The sequence below is a fragment of the Mycobacterium asiaticum DSM 44297 genome (genome assembly GCF_000613245.1).
Taxonomy (GTDB): domain Bacteria; phylum Actinomycetota; class Actinomycetes; order Mycobacteriales; family Mycobacteriaceae; genus Mycobacterium; species Mycobacterium asiaticum.
Genome location: NZ_HG964937.1, coordinates 624,981 through 639,517 on the forward strand (window position 1 = coordinate 624,981; position 14,537 = coordinate 639,517).

General features: G+C 65.7%; 14 protein-coding genes and 2 pseudogenes. 7 read left to right on the forward strand and 9 right to left on the reverse strand.

All coding sequences use genetic code 11. The features are described from left to right. Positions 1-112 precede the first annotated feature (112 nt). From BN972_RS13365 to BN972_RS13385, 5 genes are all read left to right on the forward strand, one after another. Positions 113-307, forward strand: a complete 195-nt coding sequence (locus BN972_RS13365; RefSeq protein ID WP_036360794.1) for a hypothetical protein — start codon at positions 113-115, stop codon at positions 305-307. A 381-nt stretch (positions 308-688) separates the two neighbouring features. Beyond that, complete coding sequence (locus tag BN972_RS13370; RefSeq protein WP_036360796.1) at positions 689-1,735, forward strand: sulfate ABC transporter substrate-binding protein; 1,047 nt, start codon at positions 689-691, stop codon at positions 1,733-1,735. Then, the gene (gene cysT / locus BN972_RS13375) at positions 1,732-2,586 is read left to right on the forward strand and encodes a sulfate ABC transporter permease subunit CysT (protein WP_036358574.1); all 855 of its coding nucleotides are present in this window, start codon (positions 1,732-1,734) and stop codon (positions 2,584-2,586) included. Before BN972_RS13370 ends, cysT begins: the two co-directional genes overlap by 4 nt. Next, on the forward strand, positions 2,583-3,395 hold the full coding sequence (cysW, locus tag BN972_RS13380) for a sulfate ABC transporter permease subunit CysW (protein WP_036358576.1): 813 nt from the start codon (positions 2,583-2,585) through the stop codon (positions 3,393-3,395). The genes cysT and cysW overlap by 4 nt, the downstream gene beginning before the upstream one ends. Before the next feature lie 22 nt (positions 3,396-3,417). After that, positions 3,418-4,491, forward strand: coding sequence for a sulfate/molybdate ABC transporter ATP-binding protein (locus BN972_RS13385; protein ID WP_036358579.1), 1,074 nt, complete (start codon positions 3,418-3,420; stop codon positions 4,489-4,491). A gap of 16 nt (positions 4,492-4,507) precedes the next feature. On the opposite strand, the pseudogene BN972_RS30390 reads toward BN972_RS13385, so the two are convergent. The 5 genes and pseudogenes from BN972_RS30390 to BN972_RS31200 all read right to left on the reverse strand — a co-directional run. Then, positions 4,508-4,609: pseudogene (locus tag BN972_RS30390) on the reverse strand (hypothetical protein); the annotation flags it as partial. A 196-nt stretch (positions 4,610-4,805) separates the two neighbouring features. Then, positions 4,806-5,517, reverse strand: a pseudogene (locus BN972_RS13390) (sirohydrochlorin chelatase). Beyond that, entirely contained in the window at positions 5,514-6,254 is a 741-nt protein-coding gene (locus BN972_RS13395) for a phosphoadenylyl-sulfate reductase (RefSeq protein WP_036358582.1), read from the reverse strand. The pseudogene BN972_RS13390 and the gene BN972_RS13395 overlap by 4 nt, the downstream one beginning before the upstream one ends. Beyond that, positions 6,251-7,921: a nitrite/sulfite reductase gene (locus BN972_RS13400; protein WP_036358585.1), complete on the reverse strand. Its 1,671-nt coding sequence runs from the start codon at positions 7,919-7,921 to the stop codon at positions 6,251-6,253. The genes BN972_RS13395 and BN972_RS13400 overlap by 4 nt, the downstream gene beginning before the upstream one ends. 109 nt (positions 7,922-8,030) lie before the next feature. After that, positions 8,031-8,285 (reverse strand): Ms4527A family Cys-rich leader peptide, encoded by a 255-nt coding sequence (locus BN972_RS31200; protein WP_390176208.1) that lies wholly within the window; start codon positions 8,283-8,285, stop codon positions 8,031-8,033. On the opposite strand from BN972_RS31200, the gene hemW reads away from it, so the two are divergent. Next, positions 8,284-9,456 (forward strand): radical SAM family heme chaperone HemW, encoded by a 1,173-nt coding sequence (hemW, locus tag BN972_RS13405; protein WP_036358588.1) that lies wholly within the window; start codon positions 8,284-8,286, stop codon positions 9,454-9,456. The genes BN972_RS31200 and hemW overlap by 2 nt on opposite strands. Positions 9,457-9,464: 8 nt before the next feature. Here the strand turns inward: hemW and BN972_RS13410 are convergent, their stop codons facing one another. Beyond that, entirely contained in the window at positions 9,465-10,658 is a 1,194-nt protein-coding gene (locus BN972_RS13410) for a sodium-dependent bicarbonate transport family permease (RefSeq protein WP_036358591.1), read from the reverse strand. Positions 10,659-10,952: 294 nt separating this feature from the next. Next, positions 10,953-11,162, reverse strand: coding sequence for a hypothetical protein (locus tag BN972_RS13415; protein ID WP_036358594.1), 210 nt, complete (start codon positions 11,160-11,162; stop codon positions 10,953-10,955). A 226-nt stretch (positions 11,163-11,388) separates the two neighbouring features. Here BN972_RS13415 and BN972_RS13420 point away from each other — a divergent pair, with 226 nt between their 5' ends. Then, entirely contained in the window at positions 11,389-12,753 is a 1,365-nt protein-coding gene (locus BN972_RS13420; protein WP_390176209.1) for a salicylate synthase, read from the forward strand. A 3-nt stretch (positions 12,754-12,756) separates the two neighbouring features. Here the strand turns inward: BN972_RS13420 and BN972_RS13425 are convergent, their stop codons facing one another. Then, the gene (locus BN972_RS13425) at positions 12,757-13,698 is read right to left on the reverse strand and encodes a MerR family transcriptional regulator (RefSeq protein WP_036358600.1); all 942 of its coding nucleotides are present in this window, start codon (positions 13,696-13,698) and stop codon (positions 12,757-12,759) included. Between the two features lie 13 nt (positions 13,699-13,711). After that, positions 13,712-14,537: flavin-containing monooxygenase (locus BN972_RS30395; RefSeq protein WP_036358603.1), on the reverse strand; the 826-nt coding region annotated here is incomplete at its 5' end.

Here is a 14,537-nt window from a genome sequence, read left to right on the forward strand (position 1 = left end):
GACCCGCTTCGCGTCCACCACTGCAACCTAGGTGTTACCGGGGCGGCGGGAACGCCCGCGCGCCTTTCGGCGCACGTTGGCTTCAATTGACCGGACCAATAGGGTGGACGCGGTGAACGGGTTCTTGAGTTGGTGGGACGGGGTCGAATTGTGGCTCTCCGGCCTGCCCTTCGTGCTCCAGGCCCTGACAGTCATGCCGGTCGTTCTGTTCGTGGCGTATTTCCTGGCAACAGTCCTAGATGCGTCGCTGGGCAGGGGAATCCAGCTGCTGCGCCGAGCCCGTCATTCCGACGAGGCGTCCGGATAGCCGGATGCCCCGTTCGCACGTCACGCTGATCCTGGTCGCGCTGGTCGCCTTGGTGCTCCTGACGTGGTTGCTCACGCACTGAGTCCGTTGCTCACACACCGAGTTGCCCGTCGAATTGCCAGCTGTGAGAACTCTGTTAGGCTTCGCGACATGCACGCAGCAGCCGGTGTTTTGGATCGCCACGTTGTGGCGTCCGGCTGCGCTACTTGCGCCGTGGTGGTTTGCCCCATGGCCGACGCACACTGTTGTCGCTGACTCCCCGACCCGAGCGCGGCCTGGTTGTGAGTTCGTGAAGCTCCTCGAATTTGCTTGATTGCCATTCCGTAGCTACGGGGACACCCGATCCATATGTCCCGCACCGGAAGGCCATCAATGTCGCAGATGTTCCCCGACGTCAGACGCGTGCGGCGTCGGCGACACGCCGTCGCGCTGGCACTTGTCGTCGGCCTCGTCGGCGTACTGGCGGCATGCCGTGGCGGTCCCAGCGACGTCGTCGGCGGCGGGGGACTGGCCAACGCAAAATCCACTGTCACGCTGGTCGCGTATTCGGTGGCGGAACCCGGCTGGAGCAAGGTGATTCCGGCGTTCAACGCCTCCGAAGAGGGCAAGGGTGTTCAGGTCATCACCTCCTACGGTGCCTCCGGTGACCAGTCGCGCGGTGTCGCCGAAGGCAAGCCCGCCGATCTGGTGAACTTCTCTGTCGAGCCGGACATCACCCGGCTGATCAAGTCGGGCAAGGTCGCCAAGGACTGGAATACCGATGCCACCAAGGGCATTCCGTTCGGGTCGGTGGTGACCCTGGTGGTGCGCAAGGGCAACCCTAAAAACATCAGAAACTGGGATGACCTGCTACGCCCCGGGATCGACGTCATCACCCCCAGCCCGTTGAGCTCCGGTTCGGCCAAGTGGAATCTGCTGGCGCCGTACGCCGTCAAAAGCGAAGGCGGCCGCAATGGCCAGGCGGGCATCGAGTTTGTCAACCGATTGGTAAGGGAACACGTCAAAATGCGTCCAGGTTCGGGACGGGAGGCGACCGATGTCTTCGTCCAGGGCAGCGGCGACGTTCTGATCAGTTATGAGAACGAAGCCATCGCCGCTGAGCACGCCGGCAAGCCGGTCGAGCACGTCACGCCGCCGCAGACCTTCAAGATCGAGAACCCGATGGCGGTGATCGTGACAGGTACTCATCTTGCTGCCGCGACAGCGTTCAAGAACTTCCAGTACACCGCTGCGGCGCAGCGGTTGTGGGCGCAGGCCGGGTTCCGGCCGGTCGATCCATCGGTGGCGGCCGCCTTCCGGGACCAGTTCCCGGTGCCGGCGAAGCTGTGGACGATCGCCGATCTCGGCGGCTGGGCCACGGTCGACCCGCAGCTGTTCGACAAGAGCGCGGGCAGCATCACCAAGATCTACACGCAGGCCACCGGATGACCGTGATCACGACCCCGAAACAGCCCGGCGACGAGGCGCCCCCCGTGCGCGGTGCGGGCCGCGCGGGCAGCACCTCGCTTCGCGTCGGTGTGGCGACCTTATGGCTGTCGGTCATCGTGCTGCTACCGCTGGCCGCGATTCTGTGGCAGGCGGTTGACGGCGGCTGGAACGCGTTCTGGCTGGCCGTCACGTCGCACGCGGCAGTGGAGTCGTTGCGGGTGACGCTGACCATCTCGGTCGTCGTCACGCTGCTGAACACGGTCTTTGGGCTGCTGATCGCCTGGGTGCTGGTCCGCGACGACTTCTTCGGCAAGCGCCTCGTCGACGCGGTCATCGATCTCCCGTTTGCGCTGCCCACGATCGTGGCCAGCCTGGTGATGCTCGCCCTGTACGGCAACCACAGTCCGGTCGGTCTGCACCTGCAGCACACCGAATGGGGCGTCGGGATCGCCCTGGCGTTCGTGACGTTGCCGTTCGTGGTGCGCGCGGTTCAGCCGGTGCTGCTGGAGATCGATCGCGAAACCGAGGAGGCAGCGGCGTCGCTGGGCGCCAACGGCCCGAAGATCTTCACCTCGGTTGTGCTGCCGTCGTTGTTGCCCGCGTTGTTGTCCGGCGCGGGTCTGGCGTTTTCCCGGGCCATCGGCGAGTTCGGCTCGGTGGTGCTGATCGGTGGTGCGGTGCCGGGTAAGACCGAGGTGTCGTCGCAGTGGATCCGGACGTTGATCGAGAACGACGACCGTGTGGGTGCCGCCGCGATCTCGATTGTGCTGCTGAGTATTTCGTTCGTCGTGCTGCTGATCCTGCGCCTCTTCGGCGCCCGGGTGGCCAAGCGTGAGGAGCTGTCGGCATGACGTCGTCGCGTTCGGTCCGCTACCTCCTTCGCTACACCGCCCTGGCGTATATCCTTGTGCTGCTTATCATTCCGGTGGTGCTGATCCTGTGGCGCACATTCCAGCCGGGGCTGGGCCAGTTCTACGACTGGGTCAGTACGCCCGCGGCGGTATCCGCGTTGAACCTCTCCCTGTTGGTGGTGGCGATCGTCGTGCCGCTCAATGTGGTGTTCGGCATTCCGACAGCGCTGGTGTTGGCGCGCAACCGTTTCCGCGGCAAGGGAGTCCTGCAGGCGATCATCGACCTGCCCTTCGCCGTGTCACCGGTGATTGTCGGTGTGGCATTGATCGTGTTGTGGGGTGCCGGCGGCGCGCTGGGGTTCGTCGAGCGTGACCTCGGGTTCAAGATCATCTTCGGCCTGCCTGGCATCGTGCTGGCCAGCGTCTTCGTCACCTTGCCGTTCGTGGTGCGAGAGGTCGAACCCGTGCTGCACGAACTGGGCACCGATCAGGAACAGGCCGCGGCGACCCTGGGTTCGGGCTGGTGGCAAACGTTTTGGCGAATCACGCTGCCGTCCATCCGGTGGGGGCTCACCTACGGCATCGTGCTCACCATCGCGCGCACGCTCGGCGAGTACGGCGCGGTGATCATGGTGTCGTCCAACCTCCCGGGCCAGTCGCAGACGCTGACCCTGCTGGTGTCGGACCGGTACAACCGCGGCGCGGAGTACGGCGCGTACGCGTTGTCGACGCTGCTGATGGCGGTGGCGGTTTTGGTGTTGATCGTTCAGGTAGTGCTGGATGCCCGTCGGGCGCGGGTAAGTAAATAGGCCGGACCAAGGAGACGCAACGATGGCCAACGTAGCCGATCAAGGCAGTCACGCAATCGTCGTGCGCGACGCGTTCAAGCAATACGGTGACTTCGTCGCATTGGACCACGTGGATTTCGTGGTGCCGCACGGGTCGCTGACGGCCCTACTGGGCCCGAGCGGCTCGGGCAAGTCGACGTTACTGCGCACCATCGCCGGTCTGGACGAGCCCGACTCGGGAACGGTGACGATCAACGGTCGCGACGTCACTCGGGTACCGCCGCAGCGGCGTGGCATCGGTTTCGTCTTTCAGCACTACGCGGCGTTCAAGCACCTGACCGTGCGCAACAACGTCGCCTACGGCTTGAAGATCCGCAAGCGTCCCAAGGCCGAGATCAACGAGAAGGTCGACCATCTGCTGGAAGTGGTTGGCCTGAGCGGTTTTCAGAACCGTTATCCCAACCAGCTCTCCGGCGGTCAGCGGCAGCGCATGGCGCTGGCCAGGGCGCTGGCGGTGGACCCCCAGGTGCTGCTGCTCGACGAGCCGTTCGGTGCCCTGGACGCGAAGGTCCGCGAGGATCTGCGGGCGTGGCTGCGACGCTTGCATGACGAAGTGCACGTCACCACCGTGCTGGTCACCCACGACCAGGCCGAGGCGCTGGACGTGGCCGACCGAATCGCCGTGCTCAACAAGGGCCGTATCGAGCAAGTCGGTTCTCCGACCGAGGTTTACGACACGCCTGCCAATGCCTTCGTGATGTCATTCCTCGGCGCGGTGTCCGCGCTGAACGGCGCCCTGGTGCGCCCGCACGACATCCGGGTGGGCCGGCGGCCGGACATGGCGGTGGCCGGCGGCGACGGCACAGCCGAGTCGATCGGTGTGGTGAAGGCGACGGTCGACCGGGTGGTGGCGCTGGGTTTCGAGGTCCGGGTCGAACTGACCGCCGCTCCGTCGGGCAGCCCGTTCACCGCGCAGATCACCCGGGGTGATGCCGAGGCGCTGGCATTGAAGGACGGTGACACCGTCTATGTGCGTGCCACCAGAGTGCCGTCAATCGCGGATAGCGCGCTCTCCCGCGACGGCGATGAGGATCGGTCCGAGTTGACGCCGGCCTGAGCACCGGCTCAGGCGCTCACCAGCGCGCCACGAGTCCGATGGCCACGGCCACAAACAACGCGACGAAGATGGCGACCACGATGATGCTGGCGATCGCGAGCGGGGTGACTCGTCGGTTCGGTACCGGCTGAGATTCCGAGACCCCGGATGTCTGTGCGGAGTCGGGGGGCGTGGACCCGGCGCAACGCCCCGCCTGGTTCCAGGCCGGGGGTTTTCGACGGCTCGGAGTCCGGCGGCAGTGCGGTCATAGCGATAGGGGATACCCCGTCACGGGGGGGTTACACCGTTCGCAAGGTCTCAGCCCGTTGCCGTTGCTAAGCCGCGATGCGCGCGCCTGCGGCCCGGTCGAAGCGGGCCAACACCGTCTCGGCCACCAACCGGTGCGCACCCAGCGGTGCCGCCATCACCAGGCCGGCGTCCCGGGCGAACCGCTCCACCCGGTCCGGGATGCGCCGGGGCGAGGAACCAGGGGGCGATGACCACCCGGCGTGCGCCCATGTGTCGCAACCGCTGCACCGACTCAGCCAGAGAGGGTTCCGGGTGGGTTGCGAAAGCCGTTGTCGCAGCGGCCCATCGAGTACCGGCCAAGAGTCTGGGCGCCACCTCGGCGGTGTGGGCGTTGGCGACGGCATCGGAGGAACCGATCGCCACCACCAGCACACCGATCCGGTTGTCGCGCCGGGAAACCCGCAGCTCCGTCACCCGCTGTCGCAGCACCGACACCAGTCGGTCGTCCTCGCCGAGCACCTCGGCCTGCAGCACGCGGTCGGCGGCGCCGCTGCCGGCGATCTGGCTCGGGATGTCAACCCGTGCATGGTAGGCGTTCGCCAGTAGCAGCGGAGCGACGACCGCCCGGTCCGGGCATTCCCGCAGTACGTCGACAAGAGGGGGCGAATTGTGCTCACAGAACGCAACTCGCACATCCAGACCCGGTCGCAAGCGCGCCACCTGGTCCCCGACGGCCCGGGCGTTGGCCGCCGACCGCGGGTCCGCACTTCCGTGCGCAACCAAAACGAGGGGGGTCACGACGCGTGCAACCCGCATTCGGTCTTGGCCAGGCCCTGCCAGCGTCCGCTGCGTGGGTCGGCGCCCTCGATCGGCTTGGCCGTGCAGGGGGCGCAGCCGATCGACGGATAGCCTTCGTAGACAAGAGGATTGACCAATACATCGTGCTTGGTGATGTAGTCGTCCATATCCTGGTCTGACCAGGCCGCCAGCGGGTTGATCTTCACCAGCTTGAACGCCTCGTCGAAGCTGATCAGCGGGGCGTTGGCGCGGGTGGGCGCGTCCACCCGGCGCAGCCCGGTGACCCACGCCGAATACCCGCGCAACGCCTTACCGAGCGGGACTACCTTGCGCAGCCGGCAGCATTCCCCTGGGTCACGGGCGAATAGGTCCTTGCCCAGCAACTTGTCCTGCTCGGCCACCGAGTGTTCCGGGGTGACATTGACGACCCGGATGTCGTAGACCGATTCGATCGCGTCCCGGGTCCCGATGGTTTCGACGAAGTGGTAGCCGGTGTCCAGAAACATCACCGGCACCCCGGGGCGCACCTTGGCGGCGAGGTCCACCAGCACGGCGTCCTGCATGTTGGACGCCACCACGTAATTGCAGGTGGCCCATCCGCGCGGGCCGTTGATGTTGCCGAAGTGTCGCTCCGTCCACTGCAGCAACTCGGTGGCGTCGGCCCCCTCGAGCTCGGCCGCACCGCGCGCCGCCAACTCGCGCAGCTCGTCTTCGGTCAGTCTTGGCGCGTCCGTCATCTCAGGTCGTCCTCCTCGGCCCGGATTGCCCACTGCGCGAAGCGTTCACCTTCATGGCGGTGCTTGATGAAGTTGCGCGTCACCCGGTCGATGTAGTCACCGAGCTCCTCGCTGGTGACCTTGTGCTGGCGCAGTTTGCGACCGAACCCGCTGTCCAGACCCAGGCTGCCCCCCAGGTGCACCTGGAAGCCCTCGACCGAACCGCCGTTGCCGTCGTCGACCATCTGACCCTTGAAACCGATGTCGGCGACCTGAATTCGCGCGCAGGAATTGGGGCAGCCGTTGATGTTGATGGTGATCGGCACATCCAGCTCGGCGTTGATGTCCTCCAGCCGCCTCTCCAGCTCAGGCACCAGCGACTGCGAGCGCACCCGAGTGTCGGCGAACGACAACTTGCAGAACTCGATTCCGGTGCAGGCCATCAGGTTTCGACGCCAATGCGACGGCCGGGTGTGCAGGCCGAGTGATTCCAGGCCGGCGATGGTCTCGTCCAACTTGTCGTCAGGCACGTCGAGAATGACCAGCTTCTGGTATGGCGTGAACCGGATCCGGTCCGAACCCGCCCGCTCGGCAAGTTCGGCAACGGCGGTCAGGATGGTCCCTGATACCCGCCCGGCGATGGGGGAGGCGCCGACGGCGTTGAGTCCGTTCTTGGTTCGTTGTACACCGACGTGGTCGATCGGGTGGGTCGTCGGCGTCGGCGCCGGTCCGTCGATCAACGGGCGCTTGAGGTACTCGGTTTCTAGAACTTCGCGGAACTTCTGGATGCCCCAGTCCTTGATCAGGAACTTCAGCCGCGCCTTCGCCCGCAGCCGGCGGTAGCCGTAGTCACGGAAGATCGAGGTCACCGCGGCCCACACCTCCGGTACCTCGTTCAGCGGCACCCAGACACCGACCCGCTGGGCCAGCATCGGGTTGGTCGACAGACCGCCGCCGACCCACAAATCCAGGCCCGGGCCGTGCTCGGGGTGGTTGACGCCGATGAACGCGATGTCGTTGATCTCGTGGGCAACGTCCTGCAAGCCCGAGATAGCCGTCTTGTACTTGCGCGGCAGGTCGGCGAAATCCGGCTTGCCGATGTAGCGGCGGACGATCTCATCGATCGCCCAGGTCGGGTCGAGCACCTCGTCAAGCGATTCACCGGCCAGCGGGGACCCGAGAATCACACGCGGGCAGTCACCGCACGCCTCGGCGGTCTGCAGTCCGACAGCATCCAGCCGCCGCCAGATCTCGGGGACGTTCTCGACCTCGATCCAGTGGTACTGGACGTTCTCCCGGTCGGAGATGTCCGCGGTGTCGCGGGCGAACTCGGTGGAAATCTCGCCCAGCGTGCGCAGCGCGGCCGTCGAGATGGCGCCGCCGTCGCAGCGCACCCGCATCATGAAGTACCGGGCCTCGAGCATGTCCATGTTGTCGTCGCCGGTGAACGAGCCGTCGTAGCCCTGCTCGCGCTGGGTGTACAGGCCCCACCAGCGGAACCGGCCACGCAGGTCGCTCTTGTCGATGCTGTCGAACCCGTTCTTGGCGTAGATGTTCTCGATGCGCTCCCGCACCTCGAGCGGCGCGCCGGCCTGCTTCATCTCCTCGTTGCCGTTGAGCGGCTCGCGATTCCCGAGCGCCCACTGCCCCTCATTACGGGGCGCCTTTGCGGGGCGTGCTGCGGTCATTGCGGATCTCCTTCGCAAACAAACTGGGCTGGATCCCGCGCAGCTCACCGATGGTCCCGGCGGCGCAGATCCGGCAGCCAGAAGTAGGTGGTGGGCTGGGTCTACGACATCAAGGCAGACAGCAACAGCTGCAAACGCGCTTGAGGTCGATGTGCCGTCGGGCCACCAGCGCTACACGCAGGCTCGAATTCGCGACGGTCACGCCTGCCATTCTGCCATGAATCGGCCACACCGTTGCTACCAGGTCAAATTTCGTCTCACGGTGATTAAAACTAGTTGGCAAAGCTGGGTAGCTAGGTAAACAAAACCGGGAACCACCTGGGAAAACTGCCCGATCGGGAGCGTCATGCCAAGATTTGGCCATGGCACCTGTTCAGGCGGCGGTAGACCTGCCGGCAATGCAGCCAATTCCCGGTCGGCCGTTCGGCCTTTACGTGCACGTTCCGTTCTGCATCACCCGCTGCGGTTACTGCGACTTCAACACCTACACCCCGGCGGAGCTGGGCGGGGTTAACCCGGACGCGTGGTTGGACGCGTTGCGCGCTGAGCTCGAGCTGGCGAGCGCGCGCCTGGACGGGCCGACGCTGGACACCGTGTTCGTCGGGGGCGGCACGCCATCCCTGCTGGGTGGGGCACGCCTGACCACCCTGCTCGACATGGTCCGCGAGCATTTCGAGCTGGCGCCCCACGCCGAGATCACCACCGAGGCCAACCCCGAATCCACCTGGCCAGAGTTCTTCGAGGCGATCCGGTCGGCCGGCTACACCCGCGTGTCACTGGGCATGCAATCGGTGGTCCCGCACGTGCTGGGCGTGCTGGACCGGGTGCATACCCCGAACCGGTCCGCGGGCGCCGCCCGGGAGGCACTCGAGCTGGGCTTCGAGCACGTCAGCCTGGACCTGATCTATGGCACGCCCGGCGAAACCGACGACGACCTGCTGCGCTCGGTGGACACGGCGATCGAGACCGGCGTCGACCACGTGTCCGCGTACGCGCTCGTGGTCGAGGAGGGCACCGCGCTGGCGCGGCGGGTCCGTCGCGGCGAGCTGTCCGCCCCGGACAACGACGTGCTGGCCCGCCGTTACGAACTGGTCGACGAGCGCCTGCACGCGGCCGGCCTGAGCTGGTACGAGGTGTCCAACTGGTCGCGGCCCGGCGGCGAGTGCCGCCACAATCTTGGCTACTGGAACGGCGGCCAGTGGTGGGGCGCGGGGCCAGGGGCGCACGGTTACGTCGGCGCCACCCGATGGTGGAACGTCAAGCATCCCAACGCCTATGCGGATCTGTTGGCCGCCGCCGCCCTGCCGGTGTCCGGCTACGAGGAACTCGATACCGACGCGCAGCACACCGAAGAGGTGATGCTGCGAATCCGGCTGCGCCAGGGCTTACCGATCAGCCTGCTGGACGCGGCCGAACGCGAGCGCGCCCGGGTGGCGGTCGACGACGGGTTGCTCCTCGCTCGGCCCGATGCGCTGGTGCTTACTGACCGCGGGCGACTGCTCGCCGATGCTGTTGTGCGAATGTTGTTGGACTAGGCGCTGTTTCAGGTCGTATGGAACCACTGCCCGACGATGCGGGCAATCTCGATGTAGAGCGGGATGCCGATGGTGACGTTGTAGGAGAACGTCAACCCCAGCGATGCCGCCAACGGCAGCGTCGGGCTGGCCTCGGGGATGGCGAGCCGATGGACGGCAGGGACGGCGATGTAGGACGCCGCTCCGCACAGCACCGCGAACAGCACGTACGTTCCCGGCTTGAAGTCGGCGTCGGTGAGGGCGGCATAGCTGTGGGCCGCGATGATGCCTAGTGTGGCAAACAGATTCGGCGCCAGCAGGCCGAAGAAAATGAAGCCCTTGCCGGCTGATCGTAGGTCGCGCAACTTGCGGGAGGCGGTCATGCCCATCTCGAGCAGGAACAGCGCCAACACGCCCTGGAAGGCCGTGACGAAGAAGGTGTCGTCGTCGTGCACCACCTTCTCGCCTTGCAGTCCGCTCACCAGGCCGATGATGATGCCGCCCACCAGCAGGCACAGCCCCGGGTTGAGGAAGACTTCCTGCAGCAGTTCGCGAGAGAACAGCGAGGGTTTCTTTGCGGGACCCCGCGTCTCGAGAGACAGCTCCTGCTCGATCTCGCGGTGCTCACTTTCCACGCTGTGGCCCTCGGCCGGCCGGGCGACCGTGCCGGGCCCGATACCTACCCTGGCGCGGGTGTAGCCGGGTTCGTCGGGCATGTTGCCCGCTTCGTCCATGCCGCGGTGCCGTAGCCGAGCCACCAGGTAGAGCGCCACCAAACAGCCCGGAATCTCCATGATGGCCAACATGACCGGCATGTAGGCGTTGAACGCGATGCCGATGCTGGTGAGCACGGCGACGCAGGTGGCGAACGTGCCGGCCGAGTCTGACCCGTAGTAACCGGCGACCGTGGCCCGGTCGACTCGTCGCATCCGGCTGAGATAGCGCAGCAGGTAGTAGGCGATGCCGCCGATGAGGAAGTTCAGCAGGAAGCCCACCACCATGAAACCGACGATGACGCCGATGCTGGACGGCTTGATCTTCGCGAGTTCCTCGCCCCCGTGCCAGCCGATCGCCAGCAGCAGGTACATGGTCAACCCCTGGTAGATCACGTAGGGGAACTCGAACCGCACCTTGAGGATCGGGATCAAGAAGCCGAAGTAGAAGAACAGCAGTAGCGGCTTGAACAGGTTGTGCGTGAAGTTTTCCCAGAACTCATGCAGCACCCGGCACCTCCCTAGCGTCGTGCGGCGGTTGAGGAAGTACTGACCGTCCAGGCTTTCTCAAGGCGACCACGACATCCCAGATAACGCTGAGAATTTAGCTTGCGCTTTTGGCGAACCGCCACTCGGAATTTCGCCGGAAACGGCGATTTCCTGCAATTTATCCGGTGAGTACGGGCAGCGAAACACCCGCGTAACGAGCCAAAACCCGAACTCCGCTGGCTAAAGCGTTTTCCCGGCTATAAGTGTGGATCCGGTACCAATCAGCTGTTAATTCGCTGGGAGATTTGTGTCGCGTCAGCGAACCGAAGAAAGGCGGGACGGCGCGACACCGATGTCTTTCTTCCGGTGCGTCACCGAGCGCCACCCAGCCGGCGAGTAGTGGGTGGTGGTTTCTTCGAAGCCGTCGACGGTGCGGACGGTGAGCACGCCGGTCTCGTGGTTGATCGACAGGTTCTCGGAGTCGCCCTTGATTTCTTCACCGTCGGTGGTCCGGATGATGAACATGACCCCGTCCTCCCCTTGCCGTGCTGTCTCGAGTGCTGCGTCCGATCGTTCGGTTGGATCGTAAAAGTGGGCGGGGATCCCGGCCCGTCGGGCAAGCGGCGCTCAGGTGAACGGTTCGGAAACGTTCGGCGATTGCCGGTGAACGGTGGCTGGGGCATCAGTGCCGGCCGGATGTCTCGAGGGGGTCGCGCGCTCCGGTGTAGGTTAGGCTACATTTACTTTTGTGATGGAGGCCGGGGTGGAGACGAGTTCTGTCAGCACTGCGTCACTGAACCTGCCCCTACCTGCCGGCATCGCCCCCGCTGATCTCGCAGGCGAGCTTGCGGCCGTCTTGGTCGAGCCGGCCGGCGAGGAATATCTGCTCTACGAATACGACGGGCAATGGACGCTGGCCATGGGCGTGCAGGCCATGGTCGAGCTGGACAGTGACGAGCTGCGAGTCACCCGCGATGGCGTGACCCGTCGTCAGCAGTGGTCGGGGCGGCCCGCCGCGGTCCTGGGCGAAGCCGTCGACCGGTTGTTGCTGGAGACGGACCGGGCATTCGGCTGGGTCGCGTTCGAATTCGGCGTGTATCGGTACGGACTGCAGCAACGGCTGGCCCCGCACACACCGCTGGCACGAGTCTTCTGGGCCCGCAGCTGTATCTCGATCACCCAGGATGAGGTTCGCCTCTCGGGTGCCGCGACGCGCGAGCGGGAAGCGGTGCAGCGGCTACTTGACGACGGGCTTCGTGAGGTGCCGCGGTCCCGCGCGGTGGATCTTTCCGTCGACCCGTCCCGCTACCGCGACCGGGTAGCCACCGCCGTCGGTGAGATCGTCACGGGCAACTACCACAAGGTGATCCTCTCGCGTTCGGTCGAAGTGCCCTTCCCGCTCGACTTTCCGTCCAGCTACCGACTGGGGCGTCGGAACAACACGCCGGTTCGGTCGTTCCTGCTCAGGCTCGGCGGCATCCGGGCGCTGGGCTACAGTCCCGAGTTGGTCACCGCTGTTAGCCCGGACGGAGTGGTGGTCACCGAGCCGCTGGCGGGAACCCGAGCGCTGGGTCGCGGCGCCGGCCCTGACCGCCAGGCCCGCGACGATCTGGAATCGAATCCGAAAGAGATTGTGGAGCATGCAATCTCGGTTCGTACCTCGCTGCAGGAGATCGCCGAGATCGCCGAGCCGGGGACGGCGGCCGTCGTCGATTTCATGGCGGTGCGCGAGCGCGGCAGCGTGCAGCACCTCGGTTCAACGATCACCGGACGGCTGGACCCGTCGAGCGACCGGATGGATGCACTGGAGGCGCTCTTCCCGGCGGTCACCGCGTCGGGCATCCCGAAAGCCGACGGTGTGGAAGCCATCCTGCGCCTCGACGAGGGGCCGCGCGGACTGTATTCCGGTGCGGTGGTGATGTTCTCGGCCGATGGTGGCCTAGACGCGGCGCTGACATTGCGGGCGGCCTACGAACGTGACGGCCGGACCTGGCTGCGGGCCGGAGCCGGCATCATCGAAGCCTCGGACGCTGAGCGGGAATTCGAGGAGACCTGCGAAAAGCTATCCACCCTGGCCCCGTATCTGGTTGAGCGGCAACAGGACAACGGCGGCTAGCCGCTATTGCGCCGGTTGCGGGGCGGCATCCGATCCCGCCGCTTTCTCGAGATATTCCGACAGGAGCCGGCTGACCAACGACTCGATCGTCGACTCGATCGATGACGCCAACGTGGCGGTGACCGTGGCGACCGCCTGGGTACGGAACCGGACCAGCATGGTGATCAGCTCGGCGACCTCGGCGTCCGCGGGCAGCGCTTCACCGGGTTTGATGCGGTCCGCGACGTGTTCGAAGCCCGCGCGCACCAGCAAGTCGCTGATCTCGTCGATCTTGGGCAGGATCTGCTCGTGCAGGTCGATCAGCTTGTCGGTGCTGACGCCATAGCCCCGGACCTCGTTGAAGGCTTCGATGAGTTTGGGCCGGGTAACGGTCGCCCGGTCACCTTCGAGGCGAATCACCCGCAGTTCCACGAGACGGTCGAAGGCGCGTTGGCTGTCGACGAGCCGGCGGGCTTCGTCCACCGACATGGTCTGCGGCTTTTCGGTGGCCCAACTGCCCACGATGGCGGTCTCCAGTCCCAGAACGTCGCCCAGGTTCTTTCCTTCCTCCCAGGCGCCGAGCATCTCCCGAACGTGGGCGATGTTGTAACCACGGTCGAGCATCGAGGTGATCAGGCGCAGCCGGGTCAGATGGGTGTCGTTGAATAATGCGATCCGTCCGACGCGCAGGGGCGGCGGCAGCAGGCCGCGGTCGCGGTAGACGCGGATGTTGCGGGTGGTGGTACCGGCCAGCCGGGCCAATTCTTCGATGCGGTACTCGCCGGACGCGGCGGCGCCGTGCGGCTGGCGTACCGCTGCGTCGAACAGCTGGGTCACCGCCGTCTCGACGAACTCGCGCGACTGGCGCCGGACGCGGTGCGGCGCGCGGCGCACGTTGTGCAACACGCTGGCGATCGTGCCGGGATCGGGTCTCGACGATCGGTCGAGTGGTCGTTCGACTGCCAAGGCGTACCGCCCGTCAGGCCGTCGCGGCGACGCGGTCGTGGGCGACTGCGGTGTAGTGCCGGAAGCGGAAATCACGCATCTGGCGAAGATACTGCGTCGCGGTGCCCGGGTACATCGATGCGTTGAAACCATCTTTGGTGAGGTACCAGCTGCGGCAACCCGACATCCAGGTCGTCCTGGTCAGCCGGCGCTGGATGTCCTCGTTGTGCTGCCGCTGGACGTCTGCCCGCACATCCAGATACCGCAGGTCGTTGTCGAGGATTGTGGTGATGCCGCGGACCGCATAGTCGAGTTGACCCTCGATGTAGACCAGCAGCGAGTTGTGGCCGGGCCCGGAATTGGGGCCGGTCATGAAAAACAGGTTCGGGTAACCGTGCACGTTGATGCTTTTGTACGCCTGGCCGCCGCCGGCCCAATCCTCGGCCAGTGACCGGCCACCCAAGCCGGTGATCGGAAAGGGTGGCCCGGTCAGGTGCACGTCGTACCCGGTGGCAAACACGATGCAGTCGAGGTGGTGTTCGATGCCGTCACTGGTCCGGATGCCCGCCGGGCTCAAAGTGGCTATCGGCCAGTCGATCAGCTTGCAGTTATCGCGCTGTAGCGCGGGGTAGTAGTCGCTGGACACCAGCATTCGCTTGCAGCCGGGCGTGAAGTCCGGGGTGAGTTGACGGCGTAGCCAGGGGTCTTTGACCTGCGCCCGGATGTGCGCCTGGCCTAACCGGGCCACCAGCGAGGTGAGCGGCGTATTCCACACCATCGCCGTCGCGGTGGCTTCGTGTCCCCAGAACAGCAGCTGCCGGGCGAACTGTTCGGGCAGCGGCGAGGAACACGCCGAGGAT

Coding starts and splice junctions, on each gene's coding strand:
- BN972_RS13370 (WP_036360796.1), top strand. CDS start 689: ATGTTCCCCGACGTCAGACGCGTGCGGCGTCGGCGACACGCCGTCGCG.
- cysT (WP_036358574.1), top strand. CDS start 1,732: ATGACCGTGATCACGACCCCGAAACAGCCCGGCGACGAGGCGCCCCCC.
- cysW (WP_036358576.1), top strand. CDS start 2,583: ATGACGTCGTCGCGTTCGGTCCGCTACCTCCTTCGCTACACCGCCCTG.
- BN972_RS13385 (WP_036358579.1), top strand. CDS start 3,418: ATGGCCAACGTAGCCGATCAAGGCAGTCACGCAATCGTCGTGCGCGAC.
- BN972_RS13395 (WP_036358582.1), bottom strand. CDS start 6,254: ATGACGGACGCGCCAAGACTGACCGAAGACGAGCTGCGCGAGTTGGCG.
- BN972_RS13400 (WP_036358585.1), bottom strand. CDS start 7,921: ATGACCGCAGCACGCCCCGCAAAGGCGCCCCGTAATGAGGGGCAGTGG.
- hemW (WP_036358588.1), top strand. CDS start 8,284: ATGGCACCTGTTCAGGCGGCGGTAGACCTGCCGGCAATGCAGCCAATT.
- BN972_RS31200 (WP_390176208.1), bottom strand. CDS start 8,285: ATGGCCAAATCTTGGCATGACGCTCCCGATCGGGCAGTTTTCCCAGGT.
- BN972_RS13415 (WP_036358594.1), bottom strand. CDS start 11,162: ATGTTCATCATCCGGACCACCGACGGTGAAGAAATCAAGGGCGACTCC.
- BN972_RS13420 (WP_390176209.1), top strand. CDS start 11,389: ATGGAGGCCGGGGTGGAGACGAGTTCTGTCAGCACTGCGTCACTGAAC.